The following is a 20,672-nucleotide window of genomic DNA, read 5'->3' as shown; positions in this document are numbered from 1 at the left end:
CGTCGGCTCCGTTATTTGGCTAAACCAAATGCACGGGCTTGCTCACGATATTGCTCGATTTCTTTTTTCACATAGCTATCGAGTTCTTGCCCTGTTAAGTTGTATTCAAATAACCCGCGCAGTTCGCGTTGCTTTTTGAATTCGTCGGTTTGTTGCAGTTTTTGGAATGCTTCAACCCATTGGTTGTAATCTGCATCGGAAACTTTTGGCCCCATATAAAACCCGCGAATAATCGGCCAAACAATGTCATAGCCTTGTTCTTTTGCGGTTGGAATATCCGCTAAACCGTCACCAAGACGTTTGTCTGCATACACGGCAAGAATGCGGATTTTGCCTTCATTGATATACGGGGTCATTTCGCTGATATCCCCTGAAAGTACTTGAATGTGGTTACCCAGTAGCGCGGTTAATGTTTCGCCGCCCCCTTCAAAAGCCACGTAGCGCATTTTTCGCGGGTCAATATCAATGGCTTTTGCGAGTAACGCGGTTTTCATCCAGTCTTGGCTTCCAATGGAGCCGCCTGCACCAAAGACAATGCTATTGGGGTCTTTTTTAAAGGTATCCATTAAATCCTTGAGGGATTTATACGGGGAGTCAGCACGAACGGCTATCATGCCGTAATCGCTGCCCACACTGGCAAGCCAACGAACATCATTTTCGTTATAGCGACCAAATTTACCTTGAGCGAGATTGAGTAGCGAACCGCCAGAAAAAGCGACAATTGTACCTGGTTCAGCAGGGCGCTGTGCCACGATGGCATTGTAGGCAACCGCACCAATTCCGCCAGGCATGTAGGTCACTCGCATCGGTTTTTCAATTTCTTTGGTTTCCAACATGGAAACTTGGACGAGCTTACAAGTTAAATCAAACCCACCCCCTGGTTTGGCAGGGGCGATACATTCAGTCCGCTCAGGGAGCGCGGCTGCTGAGTTCATACCAACTAAAAATATTGCTGTTGCTAAGGTGTTTAATGTGAACTTTTTCATTCTTTATTTCCTTACTAAGCCAATAATTAGAGGAACAACTTGTAGATTTCTTATTGTGTTTGCGAGCTCATGATTGGCCGAGGAAGCTTTCATTTACCTTTCATTAACAAATAATATTATTTTTATGTGATATATATCAGATTGTTTTATATTTTTGCTTCTTTGTTATGTTAATTTAATGTTAATTTAACACCATTAACGTACTTGCAACGTCATAGTTGTGATGAATACAGTAAAAATGATGACAACTGCTTTTCATTCATGATGGGTAATGCCAACGTATACCAATAAGTAATAATAATGAGTGTGCGTATGAGAATTTTATTGGTTGAAGATCATGATGAATTGTCGTTGTGGTTACAAAAGGCTTTAACATCCTCTGGCTTTGCCGTGGATGTTGCGCCTGATGGTGCGATTGCGGATCAGCTGTTACAGACAGAAAATTATACTTTAGTTGTTCTGGATGTATCACTTCCACGAATGAGTGGGCTTGAAGTTTTGGCGCAAATGCGCAAACGTCACCAAGAAACGCCAGTTTTACTGTTAACGGCAAACTCTGACGTGGCAGATCGCGTGCAGGGATTGAATGCAGGGGCGGATGATTACCTCACCAAACCGTTTGATATCGCTGAGCTAGAAGCGCGAATTCGTGCACTTTTAAGGCGCAGCCAAGGGCAGGTTAATGAACCTCAGCGTTTTGGCTCTCTGTGTTACCATGAGGAAGGTTATTTTTTATTGCGCCAAGAGCCATTAGGGCTTACGCCAAGGGAATATGCGGTGTTAAACACTTTATTCCATCGACGAGGGCGTCCTGTTTCAAAAACACAACTATTTGAGCAGGTTTTTTCGTTGTCAGATGAAGCCAATTTACAAAGTATTGAATTATATGTGCACCGCGTGAGAAAAAAATTAGCGGGTTCAGATGTTAATATCAATACGTTACGCGGATTGGGATACCGACTAGAGCAGTGTAGTGTATGAAATTAGTCTCTCATCCACGCTCTCTCTTTCATCAGTTGCTGCTCTTTTTCGGTATCCCGCTCATTTTATTGGGTAGTTTTTCAGTGTATACCCACTATTATAGTGCGAAATATGCCGCGAATTTGGCCTACGATCGCACGCTTTTGGCTTCTGCAAGAACGGTTGCGGAAAGGTTACAAGTCATTGATAATCATCTATCTGTGAGTGTACCTTATGTTGTTCTCGACAGTTTTGAATTGAACAATAACGACAGAATTTTTTACCAAGTGATTTCCCCCAATGGTGAAACTATTTCGGGTTATGATGACCTACCTCCCATTCCCCCTTATTGGATGCGTTCTCAGCATTATACTGCATTGGTTTATTTCTATGATGCTGAATATAAAGGTTTACCTATTCGGATTGCGACATTTTTTCAGCCTATTAATGAAGGTGGGATCACGGGAATGGTGGAAATTCGCGTGGCAGAAACGGTCTATTCACGGCAAGATTTAGCTAATCAATTATTAATATCGGCATTAATGAGCCAAGGAACAGTGGTGTTTTTAACTCTGTTACTTGCCTATATCTTATTAAGTAAGCTTTTGACACCCCTAAAGAAACTATCGAATTTGATGTTAGGGCGTTCAGCAAATGATTTGACGCCATTACCTGATTTATTGCCATGGTCTGATTTATCACCATTAATTGAGGCGCTCAACCGTTATATTTCACGGTTAAAACGCATGGTTAGGCGGCAAGAACGCTTTAGTGCAGATGCTTCCCATCAATTAAAAACCCCACTGACGGTGTTAAAAACGCAAGTGTCTGTTGCCATTAATAGCGGTGATGAAAGTCAACGCCAGCAAAGTTTACAAGCGATTAATCAAACATTGGATAGCACCATTGTGCTGACAGACAGACTTTTGCAATTGTCCCGCTTAAAAGCACATGAAAAATCGGCGGTTAGCCAATACAGGGCGATTAACTTAGTGGAGATTGTTCATCAGGCGTGTTTTACCCGACTCGGGCAAGCGGAAAGTCAGCGAATTGACTTAGGCTATGAAGGTCTTGATAGCGCTTGGATTAAAGGCGAACCTATTTTGCTAGCCGAGATGTGCGCCAATTTAATTGATAATGCCATTAAATATACCCCTGAAGGCGGTGTGGTGACGGTGCGTGTAGTGAATAATGAAAGTACTCAGCAGCTTGTTTTAGAAATTGAGGATTCAGGTCCTGGTATCCCCGATGCGAAAATTAGCCGTTCTATGGAGGCGTTTACACGATTGAATAATGCATTGGGTAAAGAGGGCGCTGGGCTTGGTTTGGCGTTAGTAAAAGATATTGCCAGTTACCACGATTCGGAACCGCAATTACTCAAAAGTGAATTATTGGGTGGGTTGCTTGTGCGTATTGCTTTTACAGCGAGTTATGCGCCAACTCGTTAAAAAATAAGGGCGCTATTGATTGCGCGCCCTTGATGTTGTTGACAAAGCAGGATAAAAACGTGGTTTTTCCTGCTTTGTGTTATTAGCCGAAAATCAATAAATTGATTTTCCTAGTTTATTTTTAAAACATCTCCAACCTACAGCCAAACCTAATCGGTTTTTCCGTAGTTTGAAGGGCGCTATTGATTGAACGCCCTTATTTTTATCATCTATTTTTTCAGTGCACTAAAATCCCATTTTTTTAAGGCATTGATGGAGTCTTTATCTTGGTATTTAGCCCCTAATTCAAGGTAGTCGTGGGCTTTTTGCAGATCTTCTTTACTTTTGCTACCAACCCAGCCGTTATAGTACATATAGGCAAGTTTGTATTTTGCCATGGCATGGTGGGCACCTTGCTCTAAATTGGTCATATCGTAGTATTTGGCTGCTCGGTCGTAATCTTTTGGCATACCTTGCCCAAAGTACAGCATATCTCCCGCTAGGTGCGCAGTATTACTGTCATTTTGCTGGGCGCCTAAATCAAAATAATACAGGGCTTTTACGAAGTCCTTTTCTATTCCGCGCTCATTGTCTTTGCGATAGAGATTGCCAAGAATATTGTAGGCTCTAGGGTAACCATTTTTTCCTGCAAGCTCATAATAGTAAATCATTTTTTGCGTATCTTCGGGAACCATTTCACCTCGGGCATAGTTGATCCCTAAGGAGAACGCGGCCATTTTGTCGCCTGCTTCTGCTTTAACCCGCTTAGCTTCAATCTCCTTTGCAAAACGGCCATATTTTTGGAAGTCTTGCTCTTCTTTAAAGCGTTTATCAACATTTTGTTTATCTTCTGCTGACAGTTTATTCATCAACTCAATATTGTCAGTATCTTTTTCCAATCTTAAGGCGATGTAATACGCTTGTTTTGCATCATTTTTACGGGTATAGGCATCATAAAGACTACCAAGGGCGTATTTATCATGGTATTTCAAGGATATTTCAAACCATTCAATGGCTTTATCAAGATCTTGCTCAACATCACATTCCCCCTTAAGGTAGAGGTCACCCATGGCACGAGACAAATCTTCAGGTTCTTGAATAAAGGTTCTATCGGTGTTTTTTTCGAACTTGCCTTTTTCTAACCACTCTTTCAGATAGGCACCTGCCTTATCCATGTCAGTATTACGACTATTGGAACAGTAGCGCCCAGGAGAGTTAATTTCATAGAGCATTTTGATTGCGCCCATATCGCCTTTTTTATAGGCTTGCTCCAGATATTCTAAGGCTTTTTGTGGATCACTACTGGCGTAATAGGAATACAAACGCTTGAGAGCATCAGGGCGGTTTTGGGCTTCACTTTCAAGTAAAGAAAAGTATTTTTTATCATCTTTGCTGCGATTTAGATCATTTTTTTCACTGCGGATACCGTTTTGGTACAAATTTGCTAAGGAATTGAACGCCTGTTTTGAAAGCGCCTCATCAGTCGATTTCATCCCTTCCTGCAAGTATTGGATCGCAGCGTTGTATTCGTCAGACTCTAAGGTGATGCTGCTATCGTACAAGTAATCGCCTGCAAGTTGTACCTTAGAAAACAGATCGCCTTTCGCGGTGCCATCAAGGTAGTTTTGGCGTTTGGCTTGGCTATTTTCTGTCACTTTATCCAGTGATGGATAAACGGCGAGGTTACCGCCAGCAATGGCTTTTTTGTACCAAAGCTGCGCAGCAGGGGCGTGACCGCGGGATTTATACCAATCCCCTAATTTTTCAGCCGCCTCTGCATCACCATTTTGTGCAGGTACCACGGTGGTGTCATACAGTTTTGTGTATTCTTCAACACGGCTTGGGTTGGAATGTTTCCTCAGATAAACAATGGCTTCATCCCAATTGGGTTCAACAACTAACGTTTTCTTATCTGCGGAGAGTTCGCCCAAATACAGCATTTCACTGTAGAGGATTATTGCGTTATCGTTATTGTCGTCACTGGCCATTTTCAAGTATTTCATGGCTTGCTGGCGGTCTTCTTTCACTCCATTACCATATAAATAGGCGCGGCCCACTTTGTATTTTGCAACCGCACTTTCATTTAGCGTTTGCATGCCAATATCAAAGTCATCCATATACTTGATGTATTGATTGCCCCAACTACCTGCTTTTAGGTAGTATTCTCGGGCTTTTTGACGATCAACATCAACTAATTGGCTGCCATTTAAATATTGGTGTGCCAGTTCACGGGTATAGTTTTTGCTACCAAGGGCAGCTAATTGGTCGTAATAACCAATAATTTTGCTTTTGTTTGCACGTTGAAGTTCTTCATTTTCATTATAATAATCAATTAACTCTTCAAGTGCTGTTTCATTATTCAGCTTGGCGCTTTTCTCTAGGTATTCTTGCCATTTTTGCTTATCGACCTTCTGCCCATAATTACCGAATTTATAGGCATTGGCGAGGGTGCGAATGGCATCAGGGTCATTGTTTTTTGCATTCGCCTGAATGGTAATAAACGAGGCTCTCGCTTTTTCAATTTCTCTTTTGCGTGATTTTAAAAAGCTGAAATCAGGGTCGGATATTTTGTTGTAATATTCCATGGCGAGATCATAGTTAGCATCTTCCCCATAATTGCCTTTTTGGTAAATTTCACCCAACTCATATAAACAGCGGTTGCTACCTAATGCTGCACAGCGCTTATACTGCGGAACGAGGTCATTAGACGTTAACCCAGAGATGGCTTGGAAGCGGTCTTTATAATAGGCTTTATCATTGATGTAATTCACGCCATCAAGGTTTTGTGCAATATATAAAATCGCGGAGGTACTTCCTAAATCTGCGGCTTTTAAAATAGTGTCATAATAAGGCTTGAGTTCGTCATTCGTTAGGGCACTTACATTTTTTAAGTTTGTAAGTTGCGTAATACCATACTGATAAGTGATATCTGCGTCTGTACCAATCAGTGGCTCAATTAATTTTTGTGCTTCGGTATTTTTCTCATTGGCCGCTAATCTAACCAGTATGGCCTTCGTATCTCTGCGGTTTAAGCCTGTTTTAAATAAAACATCATAGGCGGTGGCGAGTTCTTCGGGGGTTAACTCTGATTTGGCTCGAGGCGAGTCTAATAAATCGACAAGTATATTGGCGATGGTATTGGTTTCAGTGGGTTGATATTTGAGCAGGGCAGCAGCGTAATAGACACGGCCGTTATAGTCGTATTTGCTTGCTTTCTCATACAGTTCAAAGGCTAATTTTTTATTGTTTTCTGCATCTTGGCGTAGTAAATAGTCTGCATAATAATGGGCTAATGCGTCATTATCGCGTTCAATAACGTCTTTTTTTAAGATATCAACAATCGTTTTTTCATCCACAAATGCTTTAATATCATAACGATAGTATAAATGAACTAACATGCGTTCTGCGGTGGATGGGTAGCCCCGTGAATCTAAGTTATCTTTCAGTATTTGTGTGGCTTTTTCGAGGTTTTTTTCTGTTCCAAAGCCATTAATATAGCCGCGAGCAAGTTGCATTTGTGTTTCATAACTTGGCTGAATGCGGTTTGCTTTTTCTGTCGCCTCAAAAGATTTTTCTGGGGAATATAATACACTGCCTTTAGTACCATAAACTTGGCTGGCAAGAATTTGTGCCTTTGCTGAGTTTGGGTACTTCTTCATTAATTCTGGCAGATATTTTGCCACGGTTTCATTGAGTTTTTTAGTGGGAAAATTATAGTCAGAAATGGCGCGTTGGGTGATGGTTATAAGCGCTTCTTGGTGCCCCAAATCCGCCGCTGAGATTAAGTATTTATTGGCTAAAGCGTCATTCCGTTCAACTGAATTGAAAATAGTACCTGAATAAGCACGATAAGCTTCATACATCGCGTCTGGATATTGTTGGTCCGCAGCCTCAGTTAGCGCTTTAATTTTGCTATTGTCTGCAAGGTAACTGAGGTACAGTGCCTTAGGTTTCTTTTGTTGTATTAGAGGGCGCAAATACGCCATAGCGCGTAATTCACTGCGTTTGACGTCTTCTCCCACACTGTATTTGTGATATAACGTGTAAATAGCGTATTCTTCGCCTTTACTGGCTCGTTCTTCAAGGTTGGTAATAATTTGTTGTTTTTCTTCAGCAGTTTGCGAACCATACAATGATAAAGGTGCTGGCTCCCTGTCATTGCTTTGGGAAAGATAATCGAACGTAGAGGAGTATGACATGCGTTCGTATTTTTTGGCTAACGCAGGGTTTGGTGCGATCCCATCGCCACCTTGTTCATAAATCGTGGCCAGCAACATGGCAGGGAATGGAAAATCTTTGCTAGCTAGCGGTGTTAAGATTTCAACTGCCTTTTTATTGTCCTTGTCAAATTGATGGGCGATATAACCCAGTGCAAATTTTGATATTTTGGAGCCTTGCTCAGCGGCTAATGTAAAGTAGTGGCGCGCTAGCTTGATGTCTTGGGGAATTTCGTCGTATCTATCCTCCATGTACACACTGCCCACTAACTCTTGTGCTTCTATTACACCTAAATCAGCTGCTTTTGTGAGGGAAACGAGACCGCTTCTATCGTTTGGGGTATCATCCATCTCACGGTTATAACGGTAATAACCTAGGTTATAGAGTGCATTTTTATTATTAGCTTCAGCGGCTTTGATCAAATAACGCTGCGCCGCTTCATCATCAGGCTCAATACCAATTCCATCTTTATACATCATGGCTAAGGCATAGGCAGATTGAGGATCTTTATCGGCATTTTTTTGAAATTGCTCAACAGCGGCTTTAGTATCACCTTGTTGATATAAGTCATACCCAGCTTGAGCTGGGTTGGATTGGCTTGATGCATTGATAAAATAAATGCCACCTGCGATAGCAATTATTATCAATACAAACAATACCATCTTAAACTGTTTAGTCATGGTTTTTCCTTGTCATGGCTTATCAGGTTATTTGCCACGCTCCTGTGTTCAATGGGCACTCTGAGTTAATACTACTAAAGAGGTATTTAATTTGGCTTAAGTCTAATTGCTTATGAAGAAGTTTCAATCGGATTTTGTCTACAATGGGCAATAAGATGGTTTTGAGATTACCAATGGTAGGAAAATAATGAATAACTGAGTGATTTTAAAATGTCACAAAGCATTAATGTTGATAAAAAAGAGACGAAAAAAGTAAAAAAGAGAGAGAAATATAGGGATTCTTTTGTGAGGGACTTTCAAACATAGCCCCACAATGTGGGGCATATGAGTGACGACATTGCTTTATTGCTTTTGTAATTCTATTCTACTGACAAGTATCCTTTTGAACCACCTTTTTTTCACGGCGGAACATGTGTGTGAGTGGAGTACGTAGTTGCTGCGCTAACATGACACCCAGTAATACCACGCCTCCGCCGATTAAATGATAACTTTTTAGCTCTTCACCTAAGGCGAAAATAGCGATAATTGCAGTGAATACAGGCGCGAGATTCATAAATATAGATGTAGTATTTGCGCCTAAACGCATCACCCCTTGGATCCATAAAGCTGGAGCAATAATGGAGGCGGCAATCCCTGCAAACATGACTAACCCAATATTGTGACTATTCAGTGCCACGTCATTGGCCATTAAGAAGTTTGGTAACAGTAAAATCACCCCAAAGAAAATCTGCACATAGAGTGAGTCCCAACTAGAGAGCTGAATTGCCCAACGTTTTGTCAGCACGCCATAGAGTGCATAAGCCGCAGAGGCAACAATCATCATTAACTCGCCTTGGCCTAACCCGTGGGATAGCAACGTACTTGGATTGCCTTGACTGACTAGCCACAATAAACCAAACAGCGACAAAGCCGAACCCAGAACGATACCGACTGTTGGGATTACGCGCAGTACAAAAATACTGATGATTACTGTAAGTAATGGAATTAATGAGTTCATTATTCCCATAAATGTTGCACTAACACTGTGGGCGGCATAATAGGCTAAGCTTTGGTATAGCATCATCCCGAGCGCCCCTAAAATGGCCAATTGCCACCAATGTTTCATCACTACTTTGTGGTGGCGCAGTACTGAGCGCAGAACAAAGGGGGTCATAACGGCTAATGCAAGTGCCCAACGGTAAAAGGAAATCGCTGCGGGGTCAATGGCAGTGGACGCTGCTTTGTTCACAATGGCATTGATTGACCACAATAAAACCGCAATTAGCGGAAAAAGCAAATTCTTCATTAAAACATTCTCCCATATCGAATGTGATCCAGTATACATCTGACCGATTTTTTAGATATACTGATAATCAGACAATCGATAACGCTTTTCAGACAGGTATCATGGGAAATTCAAAATTAGATATTTGGCACATTAGTGAATGCAATATAATTGAGCCTGAACTTATTGCATTTCGTCACGAACAAACCGCTGCACTCACTGAGTACAAATCACACTCACATCCATTTGGGCAGATGCTGTATGTCGTGTGCGGTATTATGGAAATGGAAGTGGCTGGCAAGCACTACTTGGCACCGCCTGAATTTTGTATTTGGATCCCCGCGAATATTCCCCATGCTAGCTTTAATAAAGAAAGTGTCAAATTTCGCATCGTGGATTTCTCGCATGAATATAATGATGTATTAGCTCAGCGTCCGTGCGTGGTTCGTTTAAGTACGATATTTCAATCTATTATGACGGATATGTACCAGCGGGGTGTTGTTCAACCCGAAACAGAACAAGATTTGCGCCTTGCCCATGTTTTGATTGACCAATTCTCCCTCTCCCCATGCCAAGACACTTATTTACCTGCCACCAAGGACAAATTTTTAGCCCCGATTTTGCAAGAGCTGCAAAACGACCCCGCAGATAACACGACACTGGCCCAATGGGCAAAACGTTCTTATACCTCAGAGCGTACGCTATCAAGGCGCTGCCAACAAGAGCTCGGTATGTCGTTTAGTGAATGGCGGCAACGTTTACGTTATTTACATGCGGTTGCAGGCTTGGAAAGAGGAAAAAGTGTGCATGAAGTGGCGTTGGATGTGGGATATAGTTCGGCATCTGCATTTATTGCGATGTTCCAACAAATTTCAGGGGTGACACCTGACCGGTTCCGTGTGAAAGAATTTGCGATGGATGATAACTTTGGTCTGGAGCGCTAACTCTCGTAGGCATCGAGATTAAACCGTGGCAAAATATTGTGATACAGAGATAAATTGTCAATCATTGGGACATACCGCGTGAAAATTTTAGTTGATGAAAATATGCCTTACGCTCAGGCACTGTTTAGTGAGCTAGGTGACGTTAAGGCCGTACCAGGACGCCCGATCCCTGAACAAGAACTCATTGATGCAGATGCATTAATGGTTCGCTCCATCACCAAAGTCAATGAATCACTTTTGAATAAGACACCTGTTAAATTTGTCGGTACCGCAACCGCAGGATTTGACCATGTGGATACGGCATGGTTGTCCACTGCCAATATTGGTTTTTCTTCTGCACCAGGGTGTAATGCCATTGCTGTGGTGGAATATGTGATTTCGTCTTTATTACTGCTTGCACAGCGCGATAACTTTGATTTACGGGATAAAACCGTTGGGATCGTGGGCGTCGGTAATGTGGGTGGTCGTTTAGCCACGCGCTTGAACGCATGGGGTGTGAAAACCGTGTTATGCGATCCACCACGCGCAGCAAAAGGCGAAGAAGGGCCATTTGTGGCTTTTGATGAGTTGCTTACTAAGGCCGATGTGCTGACTTTCCATACACCACTGAATATGGCAGGGGAAGACCAAACCTTCCATTTGATGGACAAAATCCGCTTAGAGAACTTGCGTGAAGGGACTATTTTAATCAATGCTAGCCGTGGTGAGGTCGTTGATAATCAAGCGTTACTCGCAGTACTTCAACAAGGAAAAAAAATCAGTGTCGTACTGGATGTTTGGGAGCCAGAGCCTGATTTGAATACCGACTTACTCCATTTAGTCGATATCGGTACGCCACATATTGCAGGTTATACCTTAGAGGGGAAAGCGCGTGGAACGACACAAGTTTATGAAGCTTATTGCCAATTTCTCGGTAAATCGGCGCACGTTTCCCTCTCATCGCTACTGCCAAAACCTGATATTAGCGAATTAGCTCTTAATGGTAAATTAACGCAAAACCAGCTCAAAAGGTTAGTACATCTAGTGTATGATGTGCGCCGTGATGATGCAGCACTTAGAGCTGTTGCTGGTATCAAAGGTGAATTTGATAAATTGCGCAAAAATTACCAAGAACGCCGTGAGTGGTCATCCCTGAATGTGATTTGTGATGACCCGCAAACAGCCACTTTACTCACTGAGCTCGGTTTTAAGGCGAACTTAATTCACCAATCATAGATTTCAGTAAGATGAACATCTGATTAAATGACTTCAATTATTGAGGTCATTTAATTTTTTATTTTTTAGAGGAATAGCCATGACTGAAGGTTGGAATATTGCAGTATTGGGTGCAACCGGTGCTGTGGGTGAAGCAATAATTTCACTATTACAAGAAAGAGAATTCCCAGTCGGCGAGCTGTATTTACTGGCCAGTGAACGCAGTGCGGGGGAGAGCGTACGTGTTAATGGTAAAAGTATTCAAGTAAACGATGCCAAAGACTTCGATTGGTCACAAGCCCAAATGGCTTTCTTCGCGGCAGGCGAAGCGGCAACGCTGCAATACGCAGAGTCCGCGGCACAAGATGGCTGCATTGTGATTGATACCAGCGGTGTGTTTGCTCAAGAACCTGATGTGCCATTAATTGTACCTGCCGTGAACCCGCAAGTATTAGCGGATTACCGTAATCGCAATATTATTTCGTTAGCAGATAGCGCAGTTAGCCAATTATTGACAGCAATTAAACCGTTAGTGGATGCCGCGGGTTTAGGCCGTATCACATTAACCAATATGCTATCAGTTTCAAGCTACGGTAAAGCGGCGGTAGATGAACTGGCAGGGCAAAGCGCACGTTTATTGAATGGTATTCCAGCGGAAGAAGGGCGCTTTAGTAAGCAATTAGCCTTTAATATGCTGCCGCTATTGGCGGATATGGAAGGCAGTGTCATACATGAGCGCCGCTTAGTTGAACAGGTGCGTAAAGTGTTGCAGGACGATGGCTTACCTGTTGCAGTCAGTTTTATCCAATCCCCTGTTTTTTATGGTAATGCACAAGTTGTCCATTTAGAAACGCTGCGCCCGATTAGCGCTGAAGAAGCGAACGATGAATTTGAACGTTTTGATGATATTCAGGTCTCAGAAGAGGGTGATTATCCAACACAAGTGACAGATGCGTCAGGTAACGACCTGCTCAGTATTGGCTGTGTGCGCAATGACTACGGGATCCCCGAGATTTTACAGTTTTGGTCAGTCGCGGACAACGTGCGTTTCGGTGGTGCATTAATGGCAGTTGAAACAGCGGAAAAACTCGCTCAGGAGCTGTTTTACTGATGTCCGAGTCAACAAAGTTGCATCGTATCGCGTTAGGTATTGAATACAACGGCAGTCGGTATTTTGGTTGGCAACGCCAGCAAGAAGTGAAAAGTGTACAAGGTTGTCTTGAGGAAGCCTTGTCGAAAATCGCCGCAGAGCCGATTGGCGTGTTTTGTGCGGGTCGGACAGACGCAGGTGTTCACGCAACAGGGCAAGTTGTGCATTTCGAAACGTCAGTTGAGCGTAAAGAAGCCGCTTGGACGATGGGTGTTAACACGCATTTACCGCCAGATATTGCGGTACGTTGGTGCCAACCTGTGGGTGATGAGTTCCATGCGCGTTTTAGTGCAACGGCGCGTCGTTATCGCTACGTGATTTTTAATCACCGCTATCGGCCTGCCATCTTATCCAATGGCGTGACGCATTTTCATTATCCACTGGATGAAAAACGGATGCACAAAGCGGCACAAGCACTGATAGGCGAGCGTGATTTCACGTCATTCAGAGCAGTCCAGTGTCAGTCTAGAACACCTTGGCGTAATGTTATGCACGTCAATGTGAGCCGCCACGGCAATTATGTGGTGGTGGATATTAAAGCCAATGCGTTTGTACACCATATGGTGAGAAACATTGTTGGTAGTTTGTTGGAGATTGGCTGTGGCAATCAAGACATTGATTGGATGGCTCATCTTCTTGAATTAAAAGACCGAACTAAAGCTGCCGCCACGGCAAAAGCGGAAGGGCTTTATTTGGTCAGTGTGGATTATCCAGAGAAATTTGCGCTCCCCAGTCATGTCATGGGGCCTCTTTTTCTCGAAGATGAACTGATGTAAATCGACGCTAACTTTATCTCATAATTACTGCAAATAGCACGGATGCTATTATTAATGAGGATTATATGGAATTTATCAGTTTTATTATCGACTTTATTTTACATATTGATGTGCACCTCGCTGAACTGGTCAGAGATTATGGCACGTGGGTATATGGTATTCTGTTCCTGATCCTATTTTGCGAAACAGGGTTAGTGGTCACACCATTTTTGCCAGGAGATTCGTTATTATTTGTTGCGGGCGCTATTTCGTCCTTGGACAGTAATGAACTCAACGTGCATTTGATGGTGGCGTTAATGATTACCGCAGCAATTATTGGCGATGCGGTAAACTATACGATTGGGCGTATTTTTGGTGAAAGATTATTTAAAAATCCGGATTCAAAGATTTTTCGTCGTGTTTATTTAGATAAAACCCATGCGTTTTATGAAAAACACGGTGGCAAGGCAATTATACTGGCGCGTTTCGTGCCGATAGTCAGAACTTTTGCACCTTTCGTTGCAGGAATGGGCAAAATGTCTTATCGTCACTTTGCATTTTATAATGTGACGGGCGCATTTATTTGGGTATTATTATTCACTTATGCAGGGTATTTCTTCGGTGAATTACCGTTCGTACAAAAGAATTTGAAATTACTGATAGTCGCGATTATCTTTGTTTCAATTCTGCCGGGGGTGGTTGAAATTATTCGTCATCGTCGGATTGCTGCAAAAGAAAAGCGTGCGGCAGCGCAAAAAATCGATAACCACTAAGTGGTTTAAAAAGTTTTTATCTACAGTGAGATATCATTGTGGTTTAATGGCAAAAAATTACATACTGGTGATAACCAGAGTGAAACAGACAAAAAGGTCCATTAATGAGCTGGATTGAAAAAATTTTAAAGAAAGGTAACTTGACCCAATCACACAAAGCCAACATCCCTGAAGGGGTTTGGACTAAATGCGATAGCTGTGGACAAGTTTTATACGGTGCTGAGTTAGAACGCAATTTATCTGTGTGTCCAAAATGTGACCACCATATGCGTATCCATGCCCGTCAGCGCTTAGAAACTTTCCTTGATGAAAATTCTACGACAGAACTCGGTAGCGAACTTGAGCCAAAAGATATTCTCAAGTTTAAGGATTCCAAAAAATATAAAGACCGCATTACAGCAGCGCAGAAAGAAACGGGTGAAAAAGATGCGATGGTCGTGATGAAAGGTACATTGAAAGGGATGCCTGTTGTTGCCGCTGCGTTTGAATTCTCTTTTATGGGCGGTTCAATGGCCTCCGTCGTCGGAGCACGTTTTGTCCGTGCGGTAGAACAAGCGTTGGAAGATAATTGCCCACTCGTGTGTTTCTCATCAAGTGGTGGCGCGCGTATGCAAGAAGCGTTGTTATCGTTGATGCAAATGGCGAAAACCAGTGCCGCTTTAGCAAAAATGCAAGAGCGCGGTTTACCATACATTTCAGTGCTAACTGACCCAACCATGGGTGGTGTTTCAGCAAGTTTAGCGATGCTGGGTGATATCAACGTGGCAGAACCTAAAGCGCTGATCGGCTTCGCAGGCCCGCGTGTTATTGAACAAACCGTGCGTGAAAAGTTACCACAAGGTTTCCAGCGTAGTGAATTCTTACTGGAAAAAGGCGCCATTGATATGATCGTGCGACGCCCTGAAATGCGTGATCGCCTGGCTGAAATTTTGGCGATGTTAACGAATAAGCCAAGTTTTAATGAAACGCCAATCATTGTGGCAGAAACAGTAGAAATCGACCTGAATGCTATTGATGAGATCAGTGCCGAAGAACCAGAAAAGGATTCTGCAAAGCATAAAAAAGATGATGAGTAATCTAATCATTCCTACAGCCAAGTCTCCTTTGGAGGCTTGGCTTTCTTATCTCACTGACCTGCATAGTCAAAACATTGACATGGGGTTGGAACGAGTCGGCCAAGTTGCTCGGCACATGAATCTGACGCAACCAGCTCCTCGCGTTATTACCGTCACAGGTACCAACGGAAAAGGCACCACTTGCCATACGCTAGAATCAATTTTGATAGCAGCGGGGCTAAAAGTGGGGGTTTACAGCTCGCCACATTTGGTGCGCTACACTGAACGTGTACGTATTCAAGGGCAGGAGCTTTCCGAGTCTGATTTCTGTGAGGCTTTCGCGACCATTGAAGCACAACGTAAAAATATTTCTCTTACGTACTTTGAATATGGCACATTGGCTGCACTACAATTATTTAAGCAAGCTCATTTAGATATCGTTATCTTAGAAGTGGGCTTAGGTGGGCGTTTAGATGCGACCAATGTGGTGGATGCAGACATCGCTGCGATTACCAGTATTGCTCTCGACCACACGGATTGGCTGGGGTCTGATCGTGAACATATCGGTCATGAAAAAGCAGGTATTTTCCGCCAAGGACATTATGGTGTGGTGGGTGAACCCGATATGCCAGAGTCGATTGGGAAATATGCAGACAACATTGGCACCCATTTATTCCGTCGTGGTGTAGATTGGCAATACAGCGAACAAGCAACGAGTTGGTCTTGGCAGAGCTCACAACGTGAATGGCATGATCTTCCATTACCGAATGTGCCACTGGCGAATGCGGCAACGGCATTAGGCGTAATTAGCTGTTTACTGCAAATTGATGCAGATATTGCAAAAAAAGTCACGGATGCTGCCATTTATCAAGGTTTAAAATCAGCTCAATTGCCAGGACGTTTCCAAATTATTGGTGAGAAACCATTAATGATTTTGGATGTGGCACATAATCCTCATGCTGCAGGGTATTTAGTGAGTAAATTAGCTGGCTTACCTGCGGTTGATGGCCGTCGCATTCGTGCGGTTGTTGGGATGCTCGGTGATAAAGATATTCAAGGCACGCTTGAGTGTTTATCGCAGCAGGTGACTGACTGGTATCTCGCACCATTAACTGAGTTTCGAGGGGCTGATGTGGCTCAATTGAGCCAGCATGTACGGCAAGCTAATGTGTTTGATTGTGTTGAAAAAGCATGGCAGCAAGCTTGTGTTGAGGCGCAAGAACAAGACGTGATTGTAGTTTGTGGGTCATTCCACACAGTCGCTCATGTCATGATGTTATTAGAAAACCAAAAAGGATAGTGCTGGTGGCTAGTAAATTTCAAAATCGTCTTGCTGGCGTCATTGTACTGGTTGCGGCAGGGGTCATCGTGCTTCCTGCACTTCTTGATGGCGATAAGAAATATAATGAAAGTGAATTTGCGGCCATTCCTATTATCCCAAAGCCAGGTGATGAAGAAGATATCGAAGCAATTGCACCGTTAGCACATAATAGCGCGAGCGCCTCTTCGGAAGGGGCTTCTGAGGCTATGTTATCAGAAGCAATTACCCAGCAGCAAAATGAACAAGTCGCGGCAAACGTCCCAGCGACAGTTGAGCCAATAAAACCAGAACCTAAGCCAGAACCTAAGCCTGAGCCAGAACCCAAGCCTGAGCCAAAACCACAGCCGAAGCCTGAACCAAAACCCGAGGTTAAACCTGAGCCGCAAGGCAAAGCATTTGTTGTTCAAGTCATTGCTCTAAACAATGCCAGCAAGGTTGAGGAGATTGTCGCGAAGCTGCGGTTATCGGGTTACCAAGTGTATACCGTTCCAGCAAGACCGGTGAACAATAAACTCACGCGTATTTATGTCGGGCCAGAGGCATCACGGCAGAAGCTAGAAGCCGCGCTTCCTGAACTTAACGCGATAACAGGAACAAAAGGGATAATTCAAACATTCAAACCCTAATAAATAGAATCAATAATCCCTAAAAGGTAAGGGGATTTAGTAACTTACTGCGGCGATTATGATTTTTTCTTTTCGCCGCTATTTTTTGTAAATTGATAGAAAAATGGTTACGCAAACGTTTTCGTTTTCTGTTAGAATGCACTTCGCTGATGTCGTGAGTGCGAATTTTGGATGAAATATGGTCTGGATAGATTACGCAATTATCGCCATTATTGGCTTCTCGGCACTGGTTAGTTTGATCCGTGGTTTTGTTCGTGAAGCACTATCACTGGTGACATGGGGCTGTGCTTTTTTTGTCGCAAGTACATTTTACCCTTATTTAGCGGACTATTTTACCCGCTTTGAGGACGTGCTGGTGCGAAATGGCATTGCAATCGCCGCATTATTCATTGCCACATTAATTGTGGGCGCGGTGGTGAACTATGTGATCAGCTCTTTAGTGCAAAAAACTGGGTTATCAGGCACAGATCGTGTTCTGGGGATTTGCTTCGGTGCGCTGCGTGGTGTGTTAATTGTATCGGCCTTGCTGTTTTTTCTCGATACCTTTACACCGCTTCCTCAAAGTGAGGATTGGCAGCGTTCAGAATTTATTCCACAGTTCAGTCATATTATCAGGTGGTTTTTTGACTACCTGCAAAATGCGTCAAGTTTCCTACCGGAGAACATTTCTCCGTCTGGCTGATGAGGAAAGACCAAATGTGCGGTATTGTCGGGATCGCTGGTGTTACACCAGTTAACCAATCAATTTATGATGCTTTAACAGTGCTTCAGCACCGTGGGCAGGATGCAGCAGGTATTGCCACTATTGATGGCAAAAATAATATTCGTTTACGTAAAGCAAATGGCCTTGTGAAAGATGTGTTTGAAACTCGCCATATGCTTCGGTTACAAGGTTGTATGGGATTAGGGCATGTCCGTTATCCAACAGCAGGCAGCTCCAGTGCCTCGGAAGCACAGCCTTTTTACGTAAATTCACCATTTGGTATCACACTTGCTCATAATGGTAATCTGACAAACGCACACGAACTTACGCGAAGTTTGTTTGAAACTGCACGTCGCCATGTTAATACGACCTCGGATTCTGAGATTTTACTCAATGTGCTGGCGTATGAATTAGACAGATTTGACCATTTCCCCCTTGAACCCGATAACGTCTTCAGTGCAGTGGCTGCGATGCACAAAAAACTGCGTGGTGCTTACGCATGTGTCGCTCTGATTATTGGCCATGGTATGTTAGCGTTCCGTGATCCACACGGTATTCGTCCGTTAGTGTTAGGACGCCGTATTACAGAGAGTGGTGAACATGAGTATATGGTCGCTTCTGAAAGTGTTGCACTCGATACATTAGGTTTTGAATTTTTACGTGATGTGGCACCTGGCGAAGCGGTATATGTCACTGAAAAAGGTCAATTATTCACACGCCAATGTTCTGACAACCCTCAATTGACGCCATGTATTTTTGAATACGTCTATTTTGCTCGCCAAGATTCATTCATCGACAAAGTATCGGTCTATAACGCAAGGTTGCGTATGGGGCAAAAGCTCGGTGCAAAAATTGCGCGTGAGTGGGAAGACTTAAATATCGATGTCGTTATCCCAATTCCAGAAACGTCTTGCGATATTGCGTTAGAAATCGCCCATATATTAAATAAACCGTATCGCCAAGGTTTTGTGAAAAATCGTTATGTTGGCCGTACGTTTATCATGCCGGGTCAGCAAGAGCGGCGTAAATCTGTTCGCCGTAAACTGAATGCCAACCGTGCTGAGTTTCGTGACAAAAACGTGTTACTAATTGACGATTCCATTGTTCGTGGCACAACCTCAGAGCAAATTGTTGAACTAGCGCGCGAAGCTGGCGCAAAGAATGTCTATTTCGCCTCTGCGGCGCCTGAAGTTCGTTTCCCGAACGTCTATGGTATTGATATGCCAAATGCGAACGAGTTGATTGCTCATGGTCGTGAAGTGGATGAAATTCGCAAATTAATTGGTGCTGATGGGTTAATCTTCCAAGATTTATCAGACTTAGTTGATGCTGTTCGTGAAGAAAATCCAGAAATTACTGAGTTTGAATGTTCCGTATTTGATGGGATTTATGTTACCAAAGACATTGACCAAGGTTATTTAGATTATTTGGAAAATTTGCGAAAAGACGACGAGCTGAAGTTAAAAGATAAGAGTGAAGTCGAGGATTTGGAAATTTATAACGAAGGCTAAAATCTTCGTTCATAGTTTGAGTGACAGCGTTGTTGGCATCATTTAGCTAACAAGTACATACTTTTGTATGCGCTTTGGGATAGTTTCTTTGCCACTAGGCTGTTACTCAAACTCGTTAGAACATTGACTCCACATAGGCTTACGTTATTTTTTCTATCATTGCTTTAAATAAACGAATAAGTTGCAGTTATATCTGATTTAAAATTCGAAAAAATCAAGTAGGCTAGAAAGAAATTAACAACCTATTTGGAGCTAAGTATGGCTGATTTCGATTCTCTTCCTGATGTCATAAAACCCTTCATAGATAAAATCAAAGCAACGAAAAAAAACCTTGTTGAAATGACCTTAACACCGATAGAAGAATATGTGTGGTGGGAAAGTCGTGTGGGTGGAATGCCGTACTTACCTCTGAACGAACCTTACCCCATCGATAGCGAGGGAATTCCGTTAAAATTGCTCGCACAAATCAACTTTTCACAAATGCCTAAATTGGCAAACTACCCAGAAAAAGGACTGTTACAATTTTTTATCGGCGGTGATGATTTATATGGGGCTAATTTCGAAGACCGCCAAAAACAAGCGGACTTTAGGATTATCTACCGTGAAAATATTATTGAAGATACAGCGAAATTAACCCAAGACTTTTCCGCCGTTATTGCAGCGCACTCAGATGACTATTACACGCCCGTTGACCAAACCTGTGCTATCGAGTATACGCCGACAGAGCAATATATCAGTATCGATGATTTTCAATTCGGGCAAAAAATATTGGGCGTTGATAACCTCTATGACTACGAAGACCAGTTTGAAGGCGAAGATTTTTATGATGACTGGGTTGAACCATACAGTGATGCCTTTGCGTCAGGTGCGCATTGTATTGGTGGCTATCCATTCTTTACGCAATCAGATCCAAGAGAGTACGAAGAAGATATTCAGCAATATGAGTTGCTCCTACAAATAAACAGCGACTATGAAGTCGGGATCCTGTGGGGAGACATTGGTGTAGGGAATTTCTTTATTCATCCCGAAGATTTGAAGAAAAGGGATTTTAGCAGGGTGGTGTATAACTGGGATTGTGGCTGATCTCCCTAAAATCCTCGTCATC

Annotated in this window: 16 protein-coding genes; 13 read left to right on the top strand and 3 right to left on the bottom strand. The window is 42.9% G+C overall.

Annotated elements, in window-relative coordinates; all coding sequences use genetic code 11:
* Positions 1-11: 11 nt before the first annotated feature.
* On the bottom strand, positions 12-986 hold the full coding sequence (locus PR808_RS19155; RefSeq protein ID WP_206082387.1) for a Bug family tripartite tricarboxylate transporter substrate binding protein: 975 nt from the start codon (positions 984-986) through the stop codon (positions 12-14).
* A 312-nt stretch (positions 987-1,298) separates the two neighbouring features.
* On the opposite strand from PR808_RS19155, the gene tctD reads away from it, so the two are divergent.
* Entirely contained in the window at positions 1,299-1,967 is a 669-nt protein-coding gene (gene tctD / locus PR808_RS19150; RefSeq protein WP_206082386.1) for a transcriptional regulator TctD, read from the top strand.
* The gene (locus tag PR808_RS19145; protein ID WP_272539896.1) at positions 1,964-3,394 is read left to right on the top strand and encodes a sensor histidine kinase; all 1,431 of its coding nucleotides are present in this window, start codon (positions 1,964-1,966) and stop codon (positions 3,392-3,394) included. Before tctD ends, PR808_RS19145 begins: the two co-directional genes overlap by 4 nt.
* Before the next feature lie 209 nt (positions 3,395-3,603).
* On the opposite strand, the gene PR808_RS19140 is transcribed toward PR808_RS19145, so the two are convergent.
* Positions 3,604-8,271 (bottom strand): tetratricopeptide repeat protein, encoded by a 4,668-nt coding sequence (locus PR808_RS19140; RefSeq protein WP_272539895.1) that lies wholly within the window; start codon positions 8,269-8,271, stop codon positions 3,604-3,606.
* A gap of 364 nt (positions 8,272-8,635) precedes the next feature.
* Positions 8,636-9,556, bottom strand: coding sequence for a DMT family transporter (locus PR808_RS19135; protein WP_272539894.1), 921 nt, complete (start codon positions 9,554-9,556; stop codon positions 8,636-8,638).
* 101 nt (positions 9,557-9,657) lie between these two features.
* On the opposite strand from PR808_RS19135, the gene PR808_RS19130 reads away from it, so the two are divergent.
* The 11 genes from PR808_RS19130 to PR808_RS19080 all read left to right on the top strand — a co-directional run bounded on the left by PR808_RS19130 (position 9,658) and on the right by PR808_RS19080 (position 20,650).
* Complete coding sequence (locus tag PR808_RS19130; RefSeq protein ID WP_225818938.1) at positions 9,658-10,479, top strand: helix-turn-helix transcriptional regulator; 822 nt, start codon at positions 9,658-9,660, stop codon at positions 10,477-10,479.
* A gap of 78 nt (positions 10,480-10,557) precedes the next feature.
* Positions 10,558-11,694 (top strand): 4-phosphoerythronate dehydrogenase PdxB, encoded by a 1,137-nt coding sequence (pdxB, locus tag PR808_RS19125; RefSeq protein ID WP_272539893.1) that lies wholly within the window; start codon positions 10,558-10,560, stop codon positions 11,692-11,694.
* 79 nt (positions 11,695-11,773) lie between these two features.
* On the top strand, positions 11,774-12,784 hold the full coding sequence (locus PR808_RS19120) for an aspartate-semialdehyde dehydrogenase (RefSeq protein ID WP_206082380.1): 1,011 nt from the start codon (positions 11,774-11,776) through the stop codon (positions 12,782-12,784).
* Positions 12,784-13,599 carry a tRNA pseudouridine(38-40) synthase TruA gene (truA, locus tag PR808_RS19115; RefSeq protein WP_206082379.1) on the top strand — a complete coding sequence of 272 codons (816 nt, stop codon included), beginning with the start codon at positions 12,784-12,786 and terminating at the stop codon, positions 13,597-13,599. The genes PR808_RS19120 and truA overlap by 1 nt, the downstream gene beginning before the upstream one ends.
* A gap of 65 nt (positions 13,600-13,664) precedes the next feature.
* The gene (locus PR808_RS19110; RefSeq protein WP_206082378.1) at positions 13,665-14,351 is read left to right on the top strand and encodes a DedA family protein; all 687 of its coding nucleotides are present in this window, start codon (positions 13,665-13,667) and stop codon (positions 14,349-14,351) included.
* Between the two features lie 104 nt (positions 14,352-14,455).
* Positions 14,456-15,427, top strand: coding sequence for an acetyl-CoA carboxylase, carboxyltransferase subunit beta (accD, locus tag PR808_RS19105; RefSeq protein WP_206082377.1), 972 nt, complete (start codon positions 14,456-14,458; stop codon positions 15,425-15,427).
* On the top strand, positions 15,417-16,706 hold the full coding sequence (gene folC, locus PR808_RS19100; protein ID WP_272539892.1) for a bifunctional tetrahydrofolate synthase/dihydrofolate synthase: 1,290 nt from the start codon (positions 15,417-15,419) through the stop codon (positions 16,704-16,706). The genes accD and folC overlap by 11 nt, the downstream gene beginning before the upstream one ends.
* A gap of 5 nt (positions 16,707-16,711) precedes the next feature.
* Positions 16,712-17,353 carry a cell division protein DedD gene (gene dedD, locus PR808_RS19095; RefSeq protein WP_272539891.1) on the top strand — a complete coding sequence of 214 codons (642 nt, stop codon included), beginning with the start codon at positions 16,712-16,714 and terminating at the stop codon, positions 17,351-17,353.
* 178 nt (positions 17,354-17,531) lie between these two features.
* Entirely contained in the window at positions 17,532-18,035 is a 504-nt protein-coding gene (gene cvpA / locus PR808_RS19090) for a colicin V production protein (RefSeq protein ID WP_206082374.1), read from the top strand.
* Between the two features lie 14 nt (positions 18,036-18,049).
* Positions 18,050-19,567, top strand: coding sequence for an amidophosphoribosyltransferase (gene purF, locus PR808_RS19085; RefSeq protein WP_206082373.1), 1,518 nt, complete (start codon positions 18,050-18,052; stop codon positions 19,565-19,567).
* 258 nt (positions 19,568-19,825) lie between these two features.
* Positions 19,826-20,650 carry a YwqG family protein gene (locus PR808_RS19080; protein WP_272539890.1) on the top strand — a complete coding sequence of 275 codons (825 nt, stop codon included), beginning with the start codon at positions 19,826-19,828 and terminating at the stop codon, positions 20,648-20,650.
* Positions 20,651-20,672: the final 22 nt, after the last annotated feature.

The organism is Providencia sp. PROV197, from assembly GCF_028479625.1.
Classification (GTDB): Bacteria; Pseudomonadota; Gammaproteobacteria; order Enterobacterales; family Enterobacteriaceae; genus Providencia; species Providencia vermicola.
The sequence above is the reverse complement of the archived record's forward strand: the minus strand, read 5'-3'. Positions and strand labels throughout refer to the sequence as shown.

Bases quoted from the DNA above. Each gene is read 5' to 3' on its own strand.
- cvpA (WP_206082374.1), top strand. From the start codon at position 17,532: ATGGTCTGGATAGATTACGCAATTATCGCCATTATTGGCTTCTCGGCA.
- folC (WP_272539892.1), top strand. From the start codon at position 15,417: ATGATGAGTAATCTAATCATTCCTACAGCCAAGTCTCCTTTGGAGGCT.
- PR808_RS19155 (WP_206082387.1), bottom strand. From the start codon at position 986: ATGAAAAAGTTCACATTAAACACCTTAGCAACAGCAATATTTTTAGTT.
- PR808_RS19080 (WP_272539890.1), top strand. From the start codon at position 19,826: ATGGCTGATTTCGATTCTCTTCCTGATGTCATAAAACCCTTCATAGAT.
- PR808_RS19130 (WP_225818938.1), top strand. From the start codon at position 9,658: ATGGGAAATTCAAAATTAGATATTTGGCACATTAGTGAATGCAATATA.
- PR808_RS19110 (WP_206082378.1), top strand. From the start codon at position 13,665: ATGGAATTTATCAGTTTTATTATCGACTTTATTTTACATATTGATGTG.
- purF (WP_206082373.1), top strand. From the start codon at position 18,050: ATGTGCGGTATTGTCGGGATCGCTGGTGTTACACCAGTTAACCAATCA.
- accD (WP_206082377.1), top strand. From the start codon at position 14,456: ATGAGCTGGATTGAAAAAATTTTAAAGAAAGGTAACTTGACCCAATCA.
- truA (WP_206082379.1), top strand. From the start codon at position 12,784: ATGTCCGAGTCAACAAAGTTGCATCGTATCGCGTTAGGTATTGAATAC.
- PR808_RS19140 (WP_272539895.1), bottom strand. From the start codon at position 8,271: ATGACTAAACAGTTTAAGATGGTATTGTTTGTATTGATAATAATTGCT.
- tctD (WP_206082386.1), top strand. From the start codon at position 1,299: ATGAGAATTTTATTGGTTGAAGATCATGATGAATTGTCGTTGTGGTTA.
- PR808_RS19145 (WP_272539896.1), top strand. From the start codon at position 1,964: ATGAAATTAGTCTCTCATCCACGCTCTCTCTTTCATCAGTTGCTGCTC.
- PR808_RS19120 (WP_206082380.1), top strand. From the start codon at position 11,774: ATGACTGAAGGTTGGAATATTGCAGTATTGGGTGCAACCGGTGCTGTG.
- PR808_RS19135 (WP_272539894.1), bottom strand. From the start codon at position 9,556: ATGAAGAATTTGCTTTTTCCGCTAATTGCGGTTTTATTGTGGTCAATC.